The sequence below is a fragment of the Flammeovirga kamogawensis genome, from assembly GCF_018736065.1.
Lineage (GTDB): Bacteria > Bacteroidota > Bacteroidia > Cytophagales > Flammeovirgaceae > Flammeovirga > Flammeovirga kamogawensis.
The window spans coordinates 1,247,749-1,268,006 of record NZ_CP076128.1; the positions used below are offsets into that span (position 1 = coordinate 1,247,749).

General features: G+C 30.7%; 22 protein-coding genes. 10 read left to right on the top strand and 12 right to left on the bottom strand.

Annotated elements, in window-relative coordinates; genetic code table 11:
• Nucleotides 1-84 precede the first annotated feature (84 nt).
• The 3 genes from KM029_RS04985 to KM029_RS04995 form a co-directional block, all read right to left on the bottom strand.
• A complete protein-coding gene (locus KM029_RS04985; RefSeq protein WP_144072216.1) occupies nt 85-555 on the bottom strand; it encodes a hypothetical protein in 471 nt (156 codons plus the stop codon).
• 90 nt (nt 556-645) lie between these two features.
• Nucleotides 646-975 (bottom strand): hypothetical protein, encoded by a 330-nt coding sequence (locus KM029_RS04990; RefSeq protein WP_144072217.1) that lies wholly within the window; start codon nt 973-975, stop codon nt 646-648.
• A gap of 105 nt (nt 976-1,080) precedes the next feature.
• Complete coding sequence (locus tag KM029_RS04995; protein ID WP_144072218.1) at nt 1,081-1,986, bottom strand: hypothetical protein; 906 nt, start codon at nt 1,984-1,986, stop codon at nt 1,081-1,083.
• A 120-nt stretch (nt 1,987-2,106) separates the two neighbouring features.
• On the opposite strand from KM029_RS04995, the gene KM029_RS05000 reads away from it, so the two are divergent.
• From KM029_RS05000 to KM029_RS05020, 5 genes are all read left to right on the top strand, one after another.
• Nucleotides 2,107-2,640, top strand: a complete 534-nt coding sequence (locus KM029_RS05000; protein ID WP_144072219.1) for a Crp/Fnr family transcriptional regulator — start codon at nt 2,107-2,109, stop codon at nt 2,638-2,640.
• Between the two features lie 137 nt (nt 2,641-2,777).
• Entirely contained in the window at nt 2,778-3,344 is a 567-nt protein-coding gene (locus KM029_RS05005; protein WP_144072220.1) for a DinB family protein, read from the top strand.
• A gap of 283 nt (nt 3,345-3,627) precedes the next feature.
• Complete coding sequence (locus tag KM029_RS05010) at nt 3,628-5,367, top strand: ABC transporter ATP-binding protein (RefSeq protein WP_144072221.1); 1,740 nt, start codon at nt 3,628-3,630, stop codon at nt 5,365-5,367.
• A 97-nt stretch (nt 5,368-5,464) separates the two neighbouring features.
• Complete coding sequence (locus tag KM029_RS05015; RefSeq protein ID WP_205125413.1) at nt 5,465-5,893, top strand: transposase; 429 nt, start codon at nt 5,465-5,467, stop codon at nt 5,891-5,893.
• A 20-nt stretch (nt 5,894-5,913) separates the two neighbouring features.
• Complete coding sequence (locus tag KM029_RS05020; protein ID WP_205125414.1) at nt 5,914-6,771, top strand: IS3 family transposase; 858 nt, start codon at nt 5,914-5,916, stop codon at nt 6,769-6,771.
• Between the two features lie 73 nt (nt 6,772-6,844).
• Here the strand turns inward: KM029_RS05020 and KM029_RS05025 are convergent, their stop codons facing one another.
• On the bottom strand, nt 6,845-9,157 hold the full coding sequence (locus KM029_RS05025) for a TonB-dependent receptor (protein ID WP_144072222.1): 2,313 nt from the start codon (nt 9,155-9,157) through the stop codon (nt 6,845-6,847).
• 356 nt (nt 9,158-9,513) lie between these two features.
• On the opposite strand from KM029_RS05025, the gene KM029_RS05030 reads away from it, so the two are divergent.
• Nucleotides 9,514-10,089: a Crp/Fnr family transcriptional regulator gene (locus KM029_RS05030; protein ID WP_144072223.1), complete on the top strand. Its 576-nt coding sequence runs from the start codon at nt 9,514-9,516 to the stop codon at nt 10,087-10,089.
• A gap of 62 nt (nt 10,090-10,151) precedes the next feature.
• Nucleotides 10,152-11,252: an SMP-30/gluconolactonase/LRE family protein gene (locus KM029_RS05035; RefSeq protein WP_144072224.1), complete on the top strand. Its 1,101-nt coding sequence runs from the start codon at nt 10,152-10,154 to the stop codon at nt 11,250-11,252.
• A gap of 73 nt (nt 11,253-11,325) precedes the next feature.
• Here KM029_RS05035 and KM029_RS05040 read toward each other — a convergent pair whose 3' ends face one another.
• Nucleotides 11,326-11,688, bottom strand: coding sequence for a hypothetical protein (locus tag KM029_RS05040; RefSeq protein ID WP_144072225.1), 363 nt, complete (start codon nt 11,686-11,688; stop codon nt 11,326-11,328).
• Nucleotides 11,689-11,832: 144 nt separating this feature from the next.
• Here KM029_RS05040 and KM029_RS05045 point away from each other — a divergent pair, with 144 nt between their 5' ends.
• Entirely contained in the window at nt 11,833-12,555 is a 723-nt protein-coding gene (locus KM029_RS05045) for a hypothetical protein (protein ID WP_144072226.1), read from the top strand.
• Between the two features lie 70 nt (nt 12,556-12,625).
• Here KM029_RS05045 and KM029_RS05050 read toward each other — a convergent pair whose 3' ends face one another.
• A complete protein-coding gene (locus KM029_RS05050; RefSeq protein ID WP_144072227.1) occupies nt 12,626-13,636 on the bottom strand; it encodes a 2-hydroxyacid dehydrogenase in 1,011 nt (336 codons plus the stop codon).
• Between the two features lie 218 nt (nt 13,637-13,854).
• Nucleotides 13,855-14,634, bottom strand: a complete 780-nt coding sequence (locus KM029_RS05055) for an MOSC domain-containing protein (RefSeq protein ID WP_144072228.1) — start codon at nt 14,632-14,634, stop codon at nt 13,855-13,857.
• 153 nt (nt 14,635-14,787) lie between these two features.
• Here KM029_RS05055 and KM029_RS05060 point away from each other — a divergent pair, with 153 nt between their 5' ends.
• The gene (locus KM029_RS05060; RefSeq protein ID WP_144072229.1) at nt 14,788-15,201 is read left to right on the top strand and encodes a hypothetical protein; all 414 of its coding nucleotides are present in this window, start codon (nt 14,788-14,790) and stop codon (nt 15,199-15,201) included.
• A 41-nt stretch (nt 15,202-15,242) separates the two neighbouring features.
• Here the strand turns inward: KM029_RS05060 and KM029_RS05065 are convergent, their stop codons facing one another.
• The 4 genes from KM029_RS05065 to KM029_RS05080 form a co-directional block, all read right to left on the bottom strand.
• Entirely contained in the window at nt 15,243-15,656 is a 414-nt protein-coding gene (locus tag KM029_RS05065) for a DUF1761 domain-containing protein (RefSeq protein ID WP_144072230.1), read from the bottom strand.
• 122 nt (nt 15,657-15,778) lie between these two features.
• The gene (locus tag KM029_RS05070) at nt 15,779-16,444 is read right to left on the bottom strand and encodes an SCO family protein (RefSeq protein WP_144072231.1); all 666 of its coding nucleotides are present in this window, start codon (nt 16,442-16,444) and stop codon (nt 15,779-15,781) included.
• On the bottom strand, nt 16,422-17,021 hold the full coding sequence (locus tag KM029_RS05075; protein ID WP_144072232.1) for a toxin-antitoxin system YwqK family antitoxin: 600 nt from the start codon (nt 17,019-17,021) through the stop codon (nt 16,422-16,424). Before KM029_RS05075 ends, KM029_RS05070 begins: the two co-directional genes overlap by 23 nt.
• On the bottom strand, nt 16,993-17,859 hold the full coding sequence (locus KM029_RS05080; protein ID WP_144072233.1) for a YHYH protein: 867 nt from the start codon (nt 17,857-17,859) through the stop codon (nt 16,993-16,995). The genes KM029_RS05075 and KM029_RS05080 overlap by 29 nt, the downstream gene beginning before the upstream one ends.
• Nucleotides 17,860-18,098: 239 nt before the next feature.
• Between KM029_RS05080 and KM029_RS05085 the strand changes: the two genes are divergently transcribed.
• Nucleotides 18,099-19,010, top strand: a complete 912-nt coding sequence (locus KM029_RS05085; RefSeq protein ID WP_144072234.1) for a cation transporter — start codon at nt 18,099-18,101, stop codon at nt 19,008-19,010.
• Nucleotides 19,011-19,144: 134 nt separating this feature from the next.
• On the opposite strand, the gene KM029_RS05090 is transcribed toward KM029_RS05085, so the two are convergent.
• Nucleotides 19,145-20,071, bottom strand: a complete 927-nt coding sequence (locus tag KM029_RS05090) for a T9SS type A sorting domain-containing protein (protein WP_144072235.1) — start codon at nt 20,069-20,071, stop codon at nt 19,145-19,147.
• Nucleotides 20,072-20,258 lie beyond the last annotated feature (187 nt).

The window sequence follows — 20,258 nt, forward strand, 5'->3', positions numbered from 1 at the left end:
TTTATGTGATTTGAGAGCAATCACCACCATTAAATTATAACGGTATAATGATGTTATGAAACATCTATTTATACGTTGATTTGATTAGAATAATGTAGGCGGTCCTCTCTTGGAGGCAGAGCTAAGTGGAATTAAAGACGTTAAGTTTTTAGCAAAACTTGCTGAAGGTGGTACTTCTTCCTTTAAATTTTCAATTGAATAATTCACAAAAATAAAAACAACCAATGCTCTTAATGCTTTAGGTGTTTTTAATAAAAGTACATTAAATTCGTTCTCTTGCTGATACTCAACTGTTTCACTATGAGGAATCTGGCCGAGTATACAAGAAAGGAAATCATAAATGTTTGGGTCGCAATGTCCTTTATGCTCAAAGTGTTCATTCACTTCTTTACCATTAGACAAAACGATTTTACTTTCTTTTGTGCAATGTGATTTTGATGAAGTAAAATTGGATACAATATCATTGACGTGGTTATGCCCTACGAAGGTATGCGCTACCGCCAATGTGTACACAAAAAGTACAAATAGTGTTACTATTTTCTTCAACTTTTCCATTGTTGCAAATGTATATAAAAAATAGGTGCAACAATGACGCAAATTTTAATTTATTTCTAAATGGTTATTAAAATTTGTTAGAATCAAAAACTAGAAAAATGAAATGTGTTCTATATCTTTCCCATATTGAACCTCATCTCCATTTTTCTTTCCTTTAAAAAGTCTATACAAAGGAGAGTCGGTTGTAAGCCCAACGATGCGTTTACCGGAATAGTTAACCATTGGTAATTTTGCACCAATGACAAATATTGTACTCTCTGTTTCAAAAATGCGCCCCGTAGAAACTTCATCAGAAACAGATGGCATTAAAAATAAACGTCTTAATCTATTTAATAAGGAACTAGACTTTGATAAATTATTTTTATTATTCTCAATTGTATTAATAAGATATTTATACAATTTTTCTTTTCTTCTATACATACAATTACAATTTATTATCCTGACACACTTGTACTAAGATTAACTTATTGTAATTCATTTTAGTTTTAATTCTCTGATAGTTCTAAACAACTTATTAAAATAGTCCTATTTTTTGACCCATACCTCAATATTTTCAGGGCTTCTCCAAATAAAATTCATTTGTTTATCAATAGAAGACTTTTCAGGATCGTTATAAAAGAAAATAGCGATACTAGGTACGTTCATGTTCCATTTAGAAGACATTTTAGCTTCACCTTTTCTTATAAAACCGAGTTGAATAAACCCTTTAAATGGATAAGAAACAATTACAAGTTCCCCTTCATTAGCTCTTTCTTGAGCATCTTTTAAAGTAGCACTACTTGCTTCTCCTAACATTTTCCAATCCGAACTTGCCGTAATATGGTCGTAACTTTCTGACATTGTTAAATAAGAACCTCCAACATAAGGATCTTTAAAATCATTGGTCTGAAATAATTCACATATTGCCATTGCAGATGCTTGTCTACATTTAAGTGGATCAATATTTTGAGTATAGCAACGTTTAAATTCTGCTAAGTGGTTACGTAAAATATCATTTACTTCTGTTTCTGTGCCATGCAACCTGTCGGTTTGAACAGAGGAATGTGCTGTTGAATCTGAAACTGTCAATAATGCATCATCTTCTTTTACAGAAACATCTGTTTTTGAAAAGAGAAAAGTTCCTTGATCTACTCCTTCTGCATTAAAATATTCACCTTTATACATATAAGAAGCTATAATTTTCCCTTCAAATCTTTCTCCATTTGATTGTTTTAAGATTACAGTTCCATCTTCTTTTTGTTCTCCTGTTAAAGGGAGTTTTTCTTTAGAAGAGATATAGATACAGTATCCTTCTGCTTTATTATCAGTTATATCGAATCGTACTCTAACTTTTAGTTCTGTGTTAATCAACCCTTCAAAAGCATATTCTTGTGCGAATAGAAAAAATGGTATAGTTAAAAAAAGTGTAGATAGTAAGAATTTTTTGCTCATTATTTAATTTTTTTGTTAGACACGAAAATACGTTTTTTTATTAAGTTTCCATGTTAATAGTAAAGCATCTCAATAACTTCTTATTAATTTAATGCTTCTAATCTAGATGATAAGTTACATATGAATACTCTTATAAATCTCCTTTATAGTACAAATAAAATCAATTACGAAGAAAAAACATTTCAACGTGGAGAACATATTTTAGCTGCAGGCGGTTCTGCACAATACATATACATTATACTAAGTGGTTGTGTTCGTGTTATATACACCACAAAAGAAGAAGAACATACTATTCGTTTAGGGTATGAAAATTCTATCATTGCATCGCTTCCAGCTTTTTTTACTAATACACCCTCTTTATTTTCAATAGAAGTTATTCGGAAATCTACTGTTCGGTTTATTGATAAGAAAAATTTATCTACTATAATAAATACATCTCCAGAGCTTAGTTTGGACTATCAAAAACTATTAGAAGACCTTGTAAGGCAACAAGTAGAAAGAGAACTCGATCTGCTTACAGTATCTCCTGCAGAACGTATACAACGTGTTATTGATAGAAGTCCACAGGTATTTCAAGAAGTACCGCTTAAATATATTGCTTATTATTTAAGAATGAGCCCAGAAACCTTGAGCAGAATATTAAGTACCAAATAATCATAATTTTTCTTTTTTGCTTCTTCTCTAAAATCTTGATCTCAATCAAGTTCCATTAACTCCAAGGTGACCATCTTTGTATAGGTGTATTGTAAATACATCTTCATTTAAATACTACATCTTTTAATTTATTCAATATGAAAATTTCTCAAAACGAATTACTCGACGCATTAATTCTACAAGTACAAGAAAACTTGGCTACTACTACAACTTTTCTAAATCTAACAACGGAGGAGTTAAATACAAGGCTTAGTGCTACCTCTTGGAGTATTTTAGAATGTATGGCACACCTTAACCTATATGGTGATTATTACATTGAAAAAATAGATACGGATTTAAAAACAAAAAATAAACCGAAGAAAAAGGATAGTTATAAAGGTGGTTGGCTTGGTAATTATTTTACCAATTTAATGGCTCCTGTTAATCAGAAAATTAAAAATAAGATGCCTTCTCCAAAAGATAAAAATACAATAGGCCAGACATTAGATAAAAGTACGTTGGAGATAAGAATTGAACAACAACTAAAAATAATTAAACTATTAGAAAGTGCCAGAAATTCTGATTTAGGGGGAATGAGAGTACCTATTACTATCTCTAAAATGATAAAACTTAAATTAGGGGATACTTTTAGATTTTTAATTGCACACGAGCACAGACACACTCTTCAGTCGCTCAACATTATACACGCTTTAGAGGTTTATTAATCATCTTATTGTACAATATTTATCAATTTGATGAAATAGACAAAAAGAATAGAAAGATATAATGAAAACGCTGAACAGTTCTAAGAATATTTATAAAAATGAATTGTACAAGATCATTTTTTATTAGCTTTGAATAAGCCGATTTTACTAACTCATTAAAATATTATAACCCAAATACTAACTAAGTAATTTATTACTACTCAAAAGCCTGTTCATCTAATGGACAGGCTTATTTTCTGTCTAAAATTTAGTAGTTTCGTTCTTCTATTTTAATTACATATATATGTCAAAACAAAGAATTTCCATCAAAAAAGTATTTAAAGACATAGTCTGGCCAAGAAGAAATATGCTTTTTATTGGTTTGCTACTAATTGTGGTAAATAGGTTGTGTGGCCTAGTTTTACCAGGAGCAAGTAAATACTTAATAGATGATGTAGTGATAAATAAAGACTACGACATGTTAAAACAGCTTGTTGGTGTAGTCATTTCAGCAATATTTATACAGTCAGTTACAAGTTTTACTTTAACAAGGTTACTAAGTGTAGAAGCACAAAGACTTATATCACACTTAAGAGCAGATGTTCAGAAACACATTCTCTCCTTACCTATCAGTTATTTTGATAATACTAAATCAGGTGAGCTTGTTTCTAGAATTATGAGTGATGTAGAAGGTGTACGAAATTTAGTTGGAACAGGCTTAGTACAACTCATTGGAGGTACAATTACTGCAATTATCTCGTTGGTCCTTTTGATTAATATTAGTCCATCGATGACCATTTTTGTTTTAGCTCCTATTTCAATATTTGGAGTTATATCTATGAAAGCTTTTAAATTTATACGACCAATTTTTAGAAAAAGAGGAAAAATAAAAGCAGAAGTAACAGGTAGATTAACGGAATCTTTAAATGGAGTACGTATTATAAAAGGATTTAACGCAGAAGAAGAGGAAAATAAAATTTTTCAAGAAGGTGTAGATCGCCTTTTTAAAAATGTAAAGAAAAGCTTAACTACTACTGCTATAATGACAAGCTCTAGTACTTTCCTTTTAGGAATTGCTACCACTGGAATTATGGGTATTGGAGGTTATAAAATTATGCAAGGCGAACTTACTATCGGTGATTTCTTGGCATTTACTTTATATCTTGGTTTTATGATTGCCCCTATTGTACAAATGAGCAATATTGGAAGCCAACTCACTGAAGCATTTGCAGGTTTAGACAGAACCGAAGAGATTATGAACATACCTAGTGAAGACGCAGATGAGAACCGTATAAATAGAGTTCCTGATATCATTAATGGTAATATTACGTTTGATAATGTGAAGTTTGCTTACGAAGATGAAAAAGAAGTATTGCATGGAATTTCTTTTGAGGCAAAAGCCGGAAGTATTACTGCTCTCGTGGGCTCTTCTGGATCTGGGAAAACAACTATAGCTAGTTTAGCCGCTTCATTCTTGAACCCTTCTTCTGGTAAAATTCATATTGATGAACAGGATTTAAGTACAGTATTCTTAAATAGTTACAGAAAGCATTTAGGAGTTGTGCTTCAAGACGATTTCTTATTTGAAGGAAGCATAGAAGAAAATATCCGCTTTTCTAATGCTTCTGCAAGTGATGAAGCACTTCAAGAAGCTGTAAAAAGTGCTTATGTAAGTGAATTTACAGAACGTTTTGAAAAAGGCCTTGGTACTATTATTGGCGAAAGAGGCGTGAAATTATCAGGTGGACAAAGGCAAAGAATAGCTATTGCTAGAGCTATTCTAGCAGATCCAAAGATTATCATTCTAGACGAAGCAACATCAAATCTCGATACAGAAAGTGAAGCGCTTATTCAGGAATCTCTTGCAAAATTAATGAAAGGTAGAACTACTATCGTCATTGCACATAGGCTTAGTACTATTCAGCAAGCTGATCAAATTCTTGTCATGGATCAAGGGGCAATTATAGAAAGAGGTACACATGACGAACTTCTGGAAAAAGAAGGACGTTATCATCAACTTTATAAATATCAAGCGAGAATTTAAAACAATAAAAAAGAGGATAATTCAACCAAATATGAATTATCCTCTTTTTTATCAAAACTGTCTCGTCCTGAATTAGTGTTACACAAAACGTAACATTATGAATGAAGATCAAGAATATCAGTACACTAAACGTACACAAAAAGATTACAGCTACTCTTTTAAATTACAAGTTGTAGATGAAGTGGAACGAGGGGAAATTGGTATAACGGCAGCCAGACTTAAATATGGAATACAAGGTCATGGTACCATCCGTACTTGGATAAGAAAGTATGGTAATTTAGATTGGGATAATAAATCTGATTTAAAAATGGGAAAGACACCAGAACAAAAATTAATGGAGCTAGAACAAAAAGTTCTATTATTAGAGAAGCAAAAAGCTTCTTTAGAAAAACAACTCTACGTAACAGATAAAAAAGCAATTTTCTTTGATATGATGATCGATATTGCTGAGGATGAGTTTAATATTCCTATTAGAAAAAAGTCTTTACCCAAGCAGTTGACCAATTCAAAAAAGAAGAAAAAATAGGAGTCAAACCGACTTGTGAATTGCTTGGGTTAAATCGACAAATTTATTATCGTTCAAAAAGGAAAGTAAAAAAGAATAATAGTATTGCATCTAAAGTAGTAGACTTAGTGAAAAGAATTCGTTTGAAGCAAACTAAAATAGGGACAAGGAAATTATATCAATTACTTCTTCCTGAATTGCAATTACTAAATGTAGGTCGAGATAAGCTTTTTGATATCATGAGGGCTAATCGACTCGATATCAAGCCTAAAAAACAATATCATGTCACTACAAATTCTCATCACAGATTTAAAAAGCATAAAAATCTTATTGAGCATTTGGAAATAAATAGACCTGAACAAGTATTAGTTTCTGATATAACTTACATAGGTGAGCGAAGTAACCCAATGTATCTCTCCTTGGTAACAGATGCTTATTCTAAGAAAATAATGGGGTTAAACGTATCAGATAGTTTGAATGCAAATGGAGCTATTGCAGCATTAAAAGAAGCACTGAAAAATAGAAACTATGTTGATTTACCAATGATACACCATTCAGATAGAGGATTACAATATTGTAGTCACGAGTATCAACGACATCTTCAGGAAAATAAAGTATTGTGCTCGATGACGGAATCTTACGATCCTTATCAAAATGCGGTAGCAGAAAGAATAAACGGAATTCTTAAGCAAGAATTTATTTTAGGAATAAAAATTAATGATCTCGATTTAATGAATAAATTTATTAGAGAATCTGTATATATTTACAATAATGAAAGGCCTCATTGGAGTAATTATATGAAGACACCTGTTGAGATGCATCAGCAAAGTGAAATAAAAATGAGAACTTATAAAAGTAAAAATAGCACCGAGTCTACACTCGATGCTATCAATATATAATAGTCTAAATCTGTAACGCTATGGACGGACTAGACAAACACTACTTTTACAAGTTGTTAGTAGCAAAGAAATATTATATTGAATAAAACGACCAAGAAATTCCGGTTCTAATCACTGTTGGTAAATCTGTATAGAACTCATTTTCAAAATTCTGTGAATAGGTAGTTGTAAAATAATCTCTTGTACCTAATACATCTTGTACTGATACCCATATTTTACCTTTTTTCTTAGCTACATATCTAGAGATTGACAAGTCTACCCCACTTGCAGGCTTTCTTGTTCCATTGTAACTAATTGTAGTCGAATTATAATACCCAGTTAAGCGGACTCTATAATGGTTAAAGAATTTTGCTTTATAGGTTACTTTACCATTATACATCCATTCCGATAAGGGTAAATCGCCAATTCTTGTATTATAAATATCATTATAAACGTTTCCAGAAAATACAATAGAATGATTCTTAGCAACATGCCAATGCACATAAAAATTTCCGCCCATTGTGTGTTTATCAACTATATTAGCATAAGAAGAAAATACAGTATCTCCTTTAGTAGTAAAAACTCTTTCTACACCATCTAATGTATTTCTATAAAAAGCACCTAAACGTGTAGACACATTATCTGATTGATTAGTAATACTTAATGTTAATTTTTGAGACTTCTGTAATTGCAAATCAGGATTACCCATTGTTATAAACAACGGATTATTATCATTCACTGTTGGGTTTAAAGCTCTATCAGATGGAGTATTCATTCTAAAAGAGTAATTTATATTACCCATCCAACTTTCATTAAATTTCTTATTTAAACTTGCATTAGGATTAAACACCCAAAAATTATTATTGGTATTATAATTATCATCTACGTTGTCTATTGTTGATGTAATCACTGAATTTTCTGCAACTACGCCTGTTGAAAATGTCAGATCGTTATAAAATTTGTATTTCCACTGTGCAAAACCAGAAAATTTCTGATTAAGGTAATCTGTATTCTGATATTCGTTTCCTCTTGGCGTATAACTTCCATCATCTGAAACAAAATAATAGTTTTCATTTGTTTTTTGAATCTTAGTAGAATTTCTCATACCTGTGGTTAATGTACTTCTATCATTAAATGGATGTACATATTTTATCAATGCAAAAAGGTTTTGAGTTGGACGATCCCTTAAAGTTAATCTAGGATCATTTTCTACATATCTTCCATCATTTATATACTCTGTATCTGTTTGGTTGGCATTGTATTGATCAAATGATTCTATAGACCAACGTAACCTTGTAATTAACTTTCTACCTTCTGTATAAAAATGCTTATCGTAATTAAATTGAGCTTGGAATTTATCTATTGTTCTTTGATTTACTATATCACGATAGTTGTATCTTGGATTAAGGTTATCAGTATCTACATTAAGTACCAATTCATTTTGATCTGATGTATTTTCAAGGTCAAGTCTTTGATAATTCAGTGACAGTTTAAATTTATCGTTTGCAGAAGCAGCATAAGAAGTTGTCCAATTTACATTATACCTCGTGTCCATTACCTTGTCAGATTGAGTTGTAGACCTTGCATTCTGACCATAATTTAATCGCTCTGAAGTCCTATCATAAGGTATGGTTGAATTCTTAACATTAAAGTTAAAGGTAGTAGCCCATCTATCATTTGATTTAGAGACATTTACATTGCCTTTGTATTGCTCAGGAGAACCTGCTTCAACTAAAATACGAGCATGATTTCCGAGTTTCACATTCTCTTTTAATACAATATTGATTGCAGAACTTGCCGATGTATATTCTGCAGGCGGGTTATTAAGTAATTCTACTCTTTCAATCATCTGCATTGGAATTTCTTCTAATGGATTATCTAAATCAGATTCTTCTCCATTTACCAGAATAACTACTTCTTCTCCGTTAGCGCTTACTTCTCCATTTTCATCAACTGTAATCGATGGCATTCCAGAGATAATATCTTCCATATCTGTTCCTCCATCATCATCAACATTAAAGCTCATACCATCTGCAGTCATAGTTACATTTTCTCTTTCAGCAGTAACAGTAACTCCTTCTAGTTCTGTAATATTGGATACTAAAAGCACTTGTCCTAAAGACATATCTAATGCGTCATTTACAGTAACAATTCTTTGATTTGGTTTGTAACCCGTAAATTGAAATTTGATCGTATAATCTCCTTTTCCTTTAATATTAAAGGTGAATTTCCCATCAAAATCTGTTGTAGTTATTGACTGAATGCTATCATTTTTTACACATGCTATATTCACAAAAGGTAGAGCCTCCTTTGTGTCGTTATCTAATACAACTCCAGTTAAATTCTGAGCCTGTATTGTTAGTTGCGTAATTATTATTACGCCAATTAATGTTAGTAATTTTTTCATTTCAGAATGGTTGTAGATAATTTTTGTATTATCCAATATTTCATATAAGCGTCAAGTCACTAAGTTAATAGATTTAGTTTTTAAAACTGCACACCAAAATTGCATAAAATGTATCTGATAGTAAAAAACAAATATCTGCTAGTCGGCAAACATTCACTCAACATTTCGCACACAATTATAAATATACTCTAGGACCCTAATTTCTTAAATATACAGGTCGCTTTTAATTTTTTTCCTATTGATTTTTTACTTTCGTAGTAATTGTTAATTAGTGTTAGCACTGATTTTGTTCCTACTTATTTTTTGTTTTAACTTTGATTTAATTCATAAAACATCCAATACTAGCAACAAATTAAATGGAAAACTTTAGGCATCACATTTCCCAACTTATTGATATTTCAGAAATAGAATGGAGCAGTATAAAGGAAGTTACAGTTCAAGAACATTTTAATACAAAAGAGACAATTTTAGATAATGGTAAAATTGCTAGAAATATTTACTTCATCAAAAAAGGATTAATCAGAAGTTTTTACCTACTTAACGGACAAGAAATAAACACTTACTTTGCCTGTGATAATCAATTTATCTCTTCTTATGCAAGCTTTATAGCTCAATTGCCCTCTTTAGAACAATTAGAAACCATAGAAGAGACTGAGGTATTATCTATTTCTTATGAAAAATTAAATGCGCTGTATAAACAACACCCAAAACTTGAAAAACTAGGAAGAATTATAGCCGAAAAAAATTACTTATGTGTAGTTGATAGAACTTTATCTATGCAAACAAAAACGGCAAAAGAAAAATATCTTGAGTTTATAGATAAATATGATTTTAAAATTATCAATAACGTACCGCAACATCAGATAGCTACATTTCTTGGTATAGCTCCAGAATCTTTAAGCAGGGTGAGAAAGCAAATAAGCACTTCTTAACAAATGTCAAGAGAGAAGTTTTAGGGCTGATTTACTTTTGGGTATCACTAAAATAAATCAGAATGAAACAATTAAAAAACACACTCTTATCCTTATCTTTTCTTTTTATTTCTAGCTTTATGCTACAAGCTTGCTCCCTAAAACCCCTTGCGTGGACTCCACCAGAAAAACCCAAATTAGAAGGGAATTTGTCCGTTAATAATTTACTTCAATCTACAGAATGGATTGATCTACAAGGATGGGTTGGTCCCGAAGATATTGCCATAGATAAAAAAGGCAACTTGTATTGTGGGGTTCATATATCGAATACTAATTTTGATGAGGGGCGAATTTTAAAAATTGACACATCTGGAAAAGTATCTATTTTCTGTAATACAAATTCATGGGTAACGGGGTTAGTTTTTGATAAAAATCAGCAACTTATAGCCTGTGATCAAAAAAGAGGTATTATTAGTGTAAGTCCTAAAGGCAAGATTACTGTTTTAGCCTCAAAAGATGAGTATGGCAGACCGTTTCTTATTCCAAATGATGTAGATATTGATGATGATGGGATTATTTATTTTTCAAGTACATCTTCTAAAATGAAATTCAGTAAAAAAAACGCCAGAAAACTATTGATGGAAGTAAAAGCAGATGGTGGATTGTTTAGCTATGATCCATCAACAAAAAAAGTAAAAACACTAATAGATGGAACCTACTTTGGAAATGGTGTTGCGGTGTCTAAAAATAATGATTTTGTATTAATGATAGATCTCACAAAATATAGGGTGATGAAATATTGGGTTACTGGTGAACATAAAGGAAAAACCGAGATTTTTATTGATAATTTACCAGGTATTCCAAATGGAATTTCTAAAAGAAAGGATGGTTCTTTCTGGGTTGGATTTAGTACAAGACGAAGTGATATTCTTGATAAAATACAGCCTAATAAAACACTTAAAAAAATTATCTACAGTACACCAATGTGGCTACAACCAAAACAAGAAGCTTTTGGTATGCTGATGCATTTAAGTAGTGAAGGCGATATAATAAAAACATATTATGATACTACAGGAACTATAGTTTCTGAAGCAAGCTCTGTTGAAGAACACAATGGGTATTTATATATAGGCGGAGACTTGACAAATCATATTGGTAAATACCCTTTACCTAAGCAGCCATAAAGACTGCCCACCACTTTAAATAAAAATGCCTTCCCAGTTAACTGAGAAGGCATTTTTATGCAAATAACCGTAATTACATTGCATATTCAATAATAGGCTTTACAAAAGTAAGCTTACCATTTTTATATTTTAAAAGATCTTTACGACCACGCCCTTTAGCTGCTCCTTCGTAATCTGCAAGAATTAATTTTTTCTTCCCTGCATCTCTAACAGATAGCGTGATAAATTTAAAAGGTGAATCTTCTGGAGTAATTATAATAGAATCTTTCCCATTATTTATTTTCTTTTTGATAAAGTCTAGATATGGATAAAGGTAATCTCCTTCATCTAATCTTTTCTTCTGCATATATTTTCTTGTTTTAATTACTAACCCAGTAGTTAATGCAGCGCCTGCAGCAAGAGCAGTTACAAGTGTTGTTGCTTGTCTTTTTTTCATAAATTCTAATTATAGTTCTTGTTATAATATTAAGTTACGATGAAAAATATTAATAGTTCCAATATTTGCAGTTATTAATTTCTTTTTACGTCCTAAGACAACTTAAATTACGTTAAATAACCCTATAAACCATTAATAAAAATAATGAAAAATTTAATTTCTTTTATCGTATGCATATTTCTGTCTACAGCAATTTATGCACAATCATTCGTACCTGCATTATCGGTTCAAGGTATGGTTTCGTCTAAAGAAGCTTATGTAGTTTTAAACGATGGGACAAAGATTACTGGTAAAGTTGGTACTGCTTCACTTACCAATAATATTCTTAAAAGTGTTACAATCAAAGAGGCTGATGGCACTAAACACAAATTAAAAGCAGATCAGATTAAAGAGTTTGCTGTTAAGCCAAAAGACTTCTTCAAATTTGAACAATCTATGAATGCTGGCTCTATTAAAGAGCTTTCTGGCCGTAATTTCTCAGATGTTGTAGATCAAGAATATGTTTATTATGAACAAGCTATTCTACCTGGTAAGAAGAATAAATTTGCTTTAATGCAATTGCTAAACCCTGGTTTTGATCATGTTATAAAAGTTTATAAAGATCCTAATGCAAAACAAACAGGTGGTCTTGGCGTTGCTGGAGTTAAAGTAACAGGAGGAATTGATAAATCTTACTTAGTAACTGACACTGGCTCGAATAGAGCTGTTTTGATTGAAAAGAAAAAATATGAAAAAGAAGCTAGAAAAGTGATTTTTGATAAATGTCCTGAAATTTTCACTAAATATTATGATGGTGATAAATTTAAATGGAAAGATTTTGCAGAACATGTTTATGTGTATGATCAACTTTGTGGAGATCAAAAATAAATAAATTTGTAATGCATAAAAAAAGCCACTGATTATAAATAATCAGTGGCTTTTTTTATATATAATGTTACTATGCTTTAATAGCTTCCGTACCAACTCTATTGATCAATTCCTCTCCTTTTTCGTAAGAAGTAAGATTACCTAAAGTTACTTTAGCTATTTGCGTTAATGCTGTATCTGTAAAAAATGCTTGGTGTCCTGTTACCAATACATTTGGGAAAGACATTAAATTCAACATCTTTTCATCTCTAATTAATGTTTCTGATAAATCTCTAAAGAATAATTTTTCTTCTTGCTCGTAAACATCAATTCCTAGGTAACCTAAATGACCTTTTGATAATGCTCTAATTGCAGATTCAGTATCAATTAATCTACCTCTAGATGTATTTATTAGCATTGCTCCTTTTTTCATTCTCCAAATAGAATGATCATTAATAATATGATGCGTTTGAGGAGTTAATGGACAGTGTAATGAAATAATATCAGACTGTTCTAATAAATCATTTAATGACATATATTCTAATAAACCATCTTCTTCAAGCTTCTTGTTTGGATATAAATCAAAACCAATCACCTTACAGCCCATACCTTTCATGATATTTGCAAAGATTTGACCTATTTTACCTGTACCAATAACACCAACCGTTTTCCCGTTAATATCAAAACCTGTTAGACGGTCTAATGAGAAATTACCCTCTCTTACTCTGTTATAGGCTTTATGTGTTTTTCTATTTAATGTAAGGATTAATGCTAAAGTATGTTCAGCAACAGCATAAGGAGAATAAGCTGGTACTCTTAATACTGCTATCCCTTGTTTTTCTGCCTCTATTAAATCTACATTATTAAAACCTGCACAACGCAAAGCAATTACTTTAATGCCATAAGATGCTAACATCTGAATACATTCAGCATCAACAACATCATTAACAAACACACATACTGCATCAAAACCTTTAGCTAAACTAGCAGTTTTAACACGTAAACGAGATTCGAAAAATACTAGTTCGTGAGTAGTATTAACTCCTTCTAATTTAAAAAATTCTTTATCGTATGACTTTGTTCCAAATACAGCGACTTTCATAGTAAGATCTCGTTTTCTTTAATTATTATTTTTTATAAAATTACATTAAAAATCCGAAAGTTAAACTGCTAAAAAACATACAGTTTACACTTCATTTTAATGAATTTTGCATATTTAAATCCGTAGAAAAAATAATTAGTTCTACCTCAATAGTTTATCTTGGTGTAAAAAAATCACTTCTAAAAGTAAATAATTTCTTAAATGTTTCTGAATAGATCCTATAAATTTACTTTAACTTCATTAGGTGTTAATACTTTACCATAAGACGATTGATCAATAGATAAAACAATACCACACATGTAAGCATGTTTATATAAAATATTTGTCTTAATAGATGGATCTAATTGAAGTCTTTTTTGTAAAAATTCTTTCTGAAATCCTTTTATAACTTCGCCCGTGTAAGAATCTCTTGTAGGTACTGGGCAACGTTCACATGGTTTGTATCCTTTAAAATTAATTTCTCCAATGCTGAATGGTTTAGGATGTAACTTATCTACCCCTAATAAATTATCTTCATAAAAAGCAGATGGTGCATCAACCACAATATTCATCCTCATTCGTCTTAAAACTTCTTCGCTAGGTAAATTAAACCACTCACCTACTTTTTCTAAGGTTTGTATTGAAATTAATGAAGCACCAACATTTCCTGATGTATGATCTGGAAAGCCCGTATTTTCATTTTCTAGTAGATAAACTTCCTCTTCAAAAAATTCAGATAAATACACTCCAATTTTCACTAGGTCTGTTTTAAATGAAAATTTTGATAGTGGAAAATCCTCTGACCAAAATTCTACAAGCATATTGTCTAGATCAAAAGCTGATCTTAACTGATGTATTTTTGGGTATTTTTTCCCGTTTACTGTTCTTCCATCACTTTTTCTATGAATACCAAAACGTCTATCCCATTTTAAAGTACCTCCATTTGTAACTTCAACTTCCTGAAGTTCTACTGGATCTAAAGATTTAATTGGAAATACTTGTATTTTGCTGATTTTCATGTTCTTTTATTCTGAATAAATTGGATGATGGTCAAAAATAGTATTTTGTTTTATAATATTAATTAGTTCTTTAACATTATTATTGAATCATTTATTTTTGAAATGCGTATAAAAAGATAAACAAATACTTTTTTAAACCTAATAATTGAGACCATGAAGCATTTAATTCTGAAGAAGGAAATCCACCTTGGTTATTTTTCTGTTGTTCCAGAAGCAACAAAAATGACGCTTTCTCTGCATGATATTGTAGGTTATATGAATTTCCCTGCAAATGATTTTGCAAAGAAAGTTCTTGAAAATCGTATCAACACACAAAAGGGGACTCCTAAAAACACCTCTCAACTACTGGTTGAAAATAATTTTAACACAAAATATAGTGTAGATGAATTATTAAGAGCAATTGGGTTCCAAATCAAAAATGAAACCAAAGATGAAAGTTTATATCTAGCTGAAGTACAAAAGCATTGGAATGATCTTATTGAAAGTATAGAAGAAGATTTAATGAATGTAAGGTACAGTTTATTAAACCATGTCATTCAAACAAATCCTACTCGGTTATATCAATAAAAAATTAGGGCTATCTCAAGTTGAAGAGATAGCCCTAATTATTAGTGCCAAGCACCAAGTATAATACCTTGTATTGTTAAAAAAGTTATTTGATATCCCGCATCAATTAACCATAATTTTATGCTCCTTCTTTGATATAAGTAATTAATTCCCATTGATGTAGCAATAAACATCAAACCAATTACAAAACCATGTAAGCCTCCTGTATAAGCATCTATCGCTTCTCCCCCTCCATGACTTATTAATAATGACATACCAAATGACATTATTAACATTAGTACAAAACTACTTCCAAATATTAATGGCATGCTACCATTTTGCAAGTACTCATCTGTAAATCCTAATTCCTTTTGCCAAGCCTTTCCAAAAATTGCACTGTACCAAACAGCACCTAAAACAAAAGACGCCAAGGCTGCACAAAGTACAGCAAGAATATTAATCTGAGAAAAGTCCATAATTAAATTATTAGTAATACAATAGTTAGTAAACCATCAAAATAAAAAAATTAATAATTAGTTACAACTCCTCTTTATTACATGTTTTATAATTAATTACTATTTCAATTCATTTTATTGTTTTACAGCATTGCAAAAATACTTTTCTCTTCTTTTAGCGCTTCAATATCTTGTATCAATTGCTTCATTTCTAACATTAATGTACCATTATAGATACCTCGAATTCTTTTATCTCCATCAACTAAAATAAAATGTTCTGTATGTAGAAAGTCGGTACTATCTTTAGTAAAACCAAGGTCTTCTTCTGCAAAATATGATGTACGGGCTAAATTATAAATTTCCGCTTTGTTACCTGTTAGTAAATGCCAATTTGCAGATTTTATATTCTTGTTATCAGCATACTCTTTCAATACTTCTACATTATCTATCCAAGGGGTTACACTATACGATAATAAAGCTACATCTTCATCATTTTTATAATGACTTTCAACTATTTTCATGTTATCTGTCATAACAGGACAAATACTACCACAACTGGTAAAAATAAAGTTAGCAACGTGAATTTTCCCTTCAATCGCTTGTTGTGTAATGGTTCTATTATTCTGATTAAGAAATGAAAAGTCAGAAATTCGATGTGCAATTTTATCATTAATTTCCTTTGCATCAGAAAGGAAATGAGGTGTAAAATCTGGTGTTGTATAAAACGGAATAGTCTTTTCTTTGTTACAAGAAAATGATGTAAATAGAATTCCGACGAAAAGTAATTTAAAAAACTGAGTCTGTAACATTTATGCAATTTTTAGTACCTAATAAACCAAAGCGCCTACCGTTTTTAATTACATAGTTGGCTTTAATTTTACCATTATTATACCATACTTTTTGAGCACCTTCTTCTTTACCCTCTTTATAATTCATATTAGAAATTAACTTCCCATTATGATTCCATGCAAGATTATTACCATCATAAACATCATTTTTTAAATGGTAAGAAAACCTCATTTCTCCATTTGGATAAAAACTAATATGTTCACCTTCCTTTTTATTTTTATGGTAAAACCTATATTCTAATATAGATTGATCAGGGTAATAGCGTGTCCATTGTCCTTCTTTTAACCCCTTCCAATACCTCTTCACTCTTAAAGTATCTGTTCCGTTATTATACGTCCAATAAATTTCTCCTGAAAACTTTTTATCGTTTACATAAAAAATTCCTTTTTTAGATGCATACTTAACATCTTGTGCATTTATAGTTTGCACCTTAAGATTTACAACCTCTTCCTGCTGCTGTTGTTGGCAGGAAAAAGTTGTTACCAAAAGTAGATAAGTGAAAAGTATTTTAGTCAGTTGATGTACCTGGTGTACCATAATATCCATTTCCGTTAATGTAAGGGTCTTCTGCTGTAATATGATAATGATAAATACCGTCTGGATAATCTTCTGTTGCATGATTATGTCCATGGTACTCGTCTAAATCATTATTCGAAACGGCTACATTATTTTCGAAAGGTCCATACACAGGAAAACCATCTAATAAGAAACCTAACAAGCCTTCATTCCCTACATCTTCTTTTGCCGTTAAATACGTTGGTTCTATGTGATAATGATAAACACCTTGACCTTGTGGGTGACCATTGTATTGATCGAATGAGAAAATTTCATTTGTTAAGGGTTGATCATTCGGACCAGCATATTGATTAAAAAATGCAACTCCATTAATAGCAACACCCATAACACCTAAAGCAGTTGATTCATGACTAGATGCTTCTTCCGGATGAAGAGGTATTCTTATTGTTCTATCTGCAGATGAAATTCTATTTGGATTTAAACGAAAATCAGGATCAGTATTGTTTTCATAACGATCAGACCATTCTGTATCTTGATAATAAGGGCTATTATGATCTGGTAAGCCATTCACTTCAATTACCACAAAATCCCCATCTTTATAAATATCAGTTGCTGCATAAATTTTTTGATATACAGCTAATTCATCTGTATCATCAGAATCACTATCTGCATCAGTATCTGGCGTATCTGTATCTACATTTGTTGTATCAGAATCTGCATTTCCAGAAGTATCATCATCTTGGTCATCATCATCATTTGCAGGTAATGTAGTCGGTGTAGTTGTGTCATCATCATTAGAAGAGCAGCTATAAACTAAAAAAGACACACAGGTTAGAAGTAAAATAATTTTTAATTTCATAGTAATAATTATTAAAAAAAGTAATGCAATTCAAATTTTAATGCGTAGGATTGTCACATTACTCATTTGGTTATATATTTCAGTAAAGAGGTGTAAAGTAAATTTGTACTCAAATTATTAATATTTTTTTTATAACGTAATGTTATATGATTTATTTTTCTACTTCTCTATCAATTATTATTTGGCCATAACGAGTATTATAACTGTAGAAATTCAAGATTGAAAAAATTACTATCTAAATGGTGAATGAAGATATAATCGAAAGAAAAGCATTAAAATTTGGTATTGTAGCTAACCTTTTAATGGCTATTGCTGGATGGGTAACTTATTATTTTTCCAATTCTGATGCGATGTTGTTAGATGGAAATTTTTCTTTAATTTCTGCATTAGCCACCATCGCCGCCATAATTATTGGGAAGAAAAAGCATAAACGCACAACTATTTTTCCTTTTGGGAGGTACGTATTCGAATCTTTCTTTGTCTTTTTTAAAGGAGTACTAATTTTTGGAATTACGATTGTTGCAGTAGTCCAGAGTTGTATTAAAATCATCAATTTTTTTAATGGAGAAGCTATTACTCCAATCGTTATTCATTCTATACTCTATTACACTGTTGTGATTGCAATTATCTCTTTTGGAATTGCGTTCTATTATAAACATCAGAATAAAAAAATCAATCTAAATAGCCCTATTTTAGGTGTAGAGGCAAAATCTTCAATAATAGATGGCTTTTTAACCGTTGGAATTGGTATTTCTTTACTTCTCGTTTCGATAATTCCAGAAAATTCTGCCCTAAGTTTTCTAAAATATATTGGTGATTCCATCATCGTTTTAATCATGGGTATAGTGCTTATTAATACTCCTATTAAAATTATTAAAGATGCATTTATTGAACTTGGAGGAGGAGTTTTACAAGATCAAATATCACTCGACATAATTGATCAGGTCATTATAGATCATCTTCCTTCTATGTTTGAGACACATCAAAATTATATTTCGAAACTAGGTAGTAATTATTTTATAGTACTATATGTGAGTACATCTGAAAAAAATATTAACGTAGAAGAATTACTATCAACTAGAAATAAAATATCTACAGCGCTTTCAAAGCAATTCCCAACACATAATTTAGAAGTTATTATTAATGATTAAAGGCTAGTTGAATATATATTGTTAATTCAATTTCCTTTTAAACAGGCTGCTTTTTCCTGATAAGACAAATAAAAAGAGATGAACATTTTCTTTCAAACGTTCATCTCTAAAATCATAAAATATTATATTTATGATTACTCAACTATTATTTTTTCACTTGTTGTTTTTCCACCTGTTGTTACTTCAATAATGTAAATACCAGTTCCGTACATCATAGGAATTTTTAAATAATTCATATCTGTTGAAAAACTACCATAAAATTGACCTATCGTATTGTATATATTGACCTCTATACCATAGGTATTAGACATAATATTTAAGGCTTCACCTTTAGGTACAGGGTTTGGATATATTCTTATTTCATTATCCATGTTTGAATTAGAAATTGCATTTGGTCCATAATAGGATGATTTACCATCAAAATCTACTTGTTTTAACCTATAGTAAACAATAGATGTATTAGGCACCTCCTCATCTAAATATTGATATTCCAACATTACGTTTGAGTTGCCCGCTCCTTTAACTTCTGCAATAGAATTCCACTCTTTATTATCAATACTTCTTTCGATAATAAACTTTTCATTATTCAATTCTGTAGCCGTTGCCCATTCTAACAATGCATCTTCTCCTTCTAGTTTAGTAGTAAAATGTAAAAGCTCCACAGGAAGATCCTCTCCTAGATCTATACATTCTTCACCTCCCATATCAAAAGGTAATCCATCAATTGTAATTGAACCTCCACCTGGATTACAAAATTCATTATCTCCATTAGAAACAATTTCCACATTGGTAAAATTGGCTGCACCTGTTAAAGATATCGACGCTCCCTCTCTTAGAATTATTGTTGAAGAGGTAAGTTGCACAGTTCCAAAAGTTAAGGTTACATTCTCATACACTTCTATAGTATAATATATATAATTGGCACTTTCTATAGTAGTATCATGAGTAATATGTAATTCTGTAACATGAGTAACAGGATCAAAAATTTGGACTTCATCGTTACTTTTAGTACATGATAAAATTAAAAATAGGAGTATAAAACAAGATATAGCTCTTTTCATAGTAAAAATAAGTTCGTTAAAGTATTCACTTACTTATACTTGATACTTACAATAACTGTTGAGCACACTTGTTAGCATTTAAACTTTATTATGAGTTAAGGTTCTTTTTTTAAAGAAATTTCAATAATCATTGATCTATGGCAATTAACTTCTTTCATACTCTTTTTGTATAAAGAAGAAACAAAAT

Coding starts and splice junctions, on each gene's coding strand:
- KM029_RS05040 (WP_144072225.1), bottom strand. CDS start 11,688: ATGAAAAAAAGACAAGCAACAACACTTGTAACTGCTCTTGCTGCAGGC.
- KM029_RS05010 (WP_144072221.1), top strand. CDS start 3,628: ATGTCAAAACAAAGAATTTCCATCAAAAAAGTATTTAAAGACATAGTC.
- KM029_RS05005 (WP_144072220.1), top strand. CDS start 2,778: ATGAAAATTTCTCAAAACGAATTACTCGACGCATTAATTCTACAAGTA.
- KM029_RS05065 (WP_144072230.1), bottom strand. CDS start 15,656: ATGGACTTTTCTCAGATTAATATTCTTGCTGTACTTTGTGCAGCCTTG.
- KM029_RS05030 (WP_144072223.1), top strand. CDS start 9,514: ATGGAAAACTTTAGGCATCACATTTCCCAACTTATTGATATTTCAGAA.
- KM029_RS05055 (WP_144072228.1), bottom strand. CDS start 14,634: ATGAAAATCAGCAAAATACAAGTATTTCCAATTAAATCTTTAGATCCA.
- KM029_RS05025 (WP_144072222.1), bottom strand. CDS start 9,157: ATGAAAAAATTACTAACATTAATTGGCGTAATAATAATTACGCAACTA.
- KM029_RS05070 (WP_144072231.1), bottom strand. CDS start 16,444: ATGTTACAGACTCAGTTTTTTAAATTACTTTTCGTCGGAATTCTATTT.
- KM029_RS04985 (WP_144072216.1), bottom strand. CDS start 555: ATGGAAAAGTTGAAGAAAATAGTAACACTATTTGTACTTTTTGTGTAC.
- KM029_RS05085 (WP_144072234.1), top strand. CDS start 18,099: ATGGTGAATGAAGATATAATCGAAAGAAAAGCATTAAAATTTGGTATT.
- KM029_RS05090 (WP_144072235.1), bottom strand. CDS start 20,071: ATGAAAAGAGCTATATCTTGTTTTATACTCCTATTTTTAATTTTATCA.
- KM029_RS05075 (WP_144072232.1), bottom strand. CDS start 17,021: ATGGTACACCAGGTACATCAACTGACTAAAATACTTTTCACTTATCTA.
- KM029_RS05015 (WP_205125413.1), top strand. CDS start 5,465: ATGAATGAAGATCAAGAATATCAGTACACTAAACGTACACAAAAAGAT.
- KM029_RS05000 (WP_144072219.1), top strand. CDS start 2,107: ATGAATACTCTTATAAATCTCCTTTATAGTACAAATAAAATCAATTAC.
- KM029_RS05060 (WP_144072229.1), top strand. CDS start 14,788: ATGAAGCATTTAATTCTGAAGAAGGAAATCCACCTTGGTTATTTTTCT.
- KM029_RS04990 (WP_144072217.1), bottom strand. CDS start 975: ATGTATAGAAGAAAAGAAAAATTGTATAAATATCTTATTAATACAATT.
- KM029_RS05080 (WP_144072233.1), bottom strand. CDS start 17,859: ATGAAATTAAAAATTATTTTACTTCTAACCTGTGTGTCTTTTTTAGTT.
- KM029_RS04995 (WP_144072218.1), bottom strand. CDS start 1,986: ATGAGCAAAAAATTCTTACTATCTACACTTTTTTTAACTATACCATTT.
- KM029_RS05050 (WP_144072227.1), bottom strand. CDS start 13,636: ATGAAAGTCGCTGTATTTGGAACAAAGTCATACGATAAAGAATTTTTT.
- KM029_RS05035 (WP_144072224.1), top strand. CDS start 10,152: ATGAAACAATTAAAAAACACACTCTTATCCTTATCTTTTCTTTTTATT.
- KM029_RS05045 (WP_144072226.1), top strand. CDS start 11,833: ATGAAAAATTTAATTTCTTTTATCGTATGCATATTTCTGTCTACAGCA.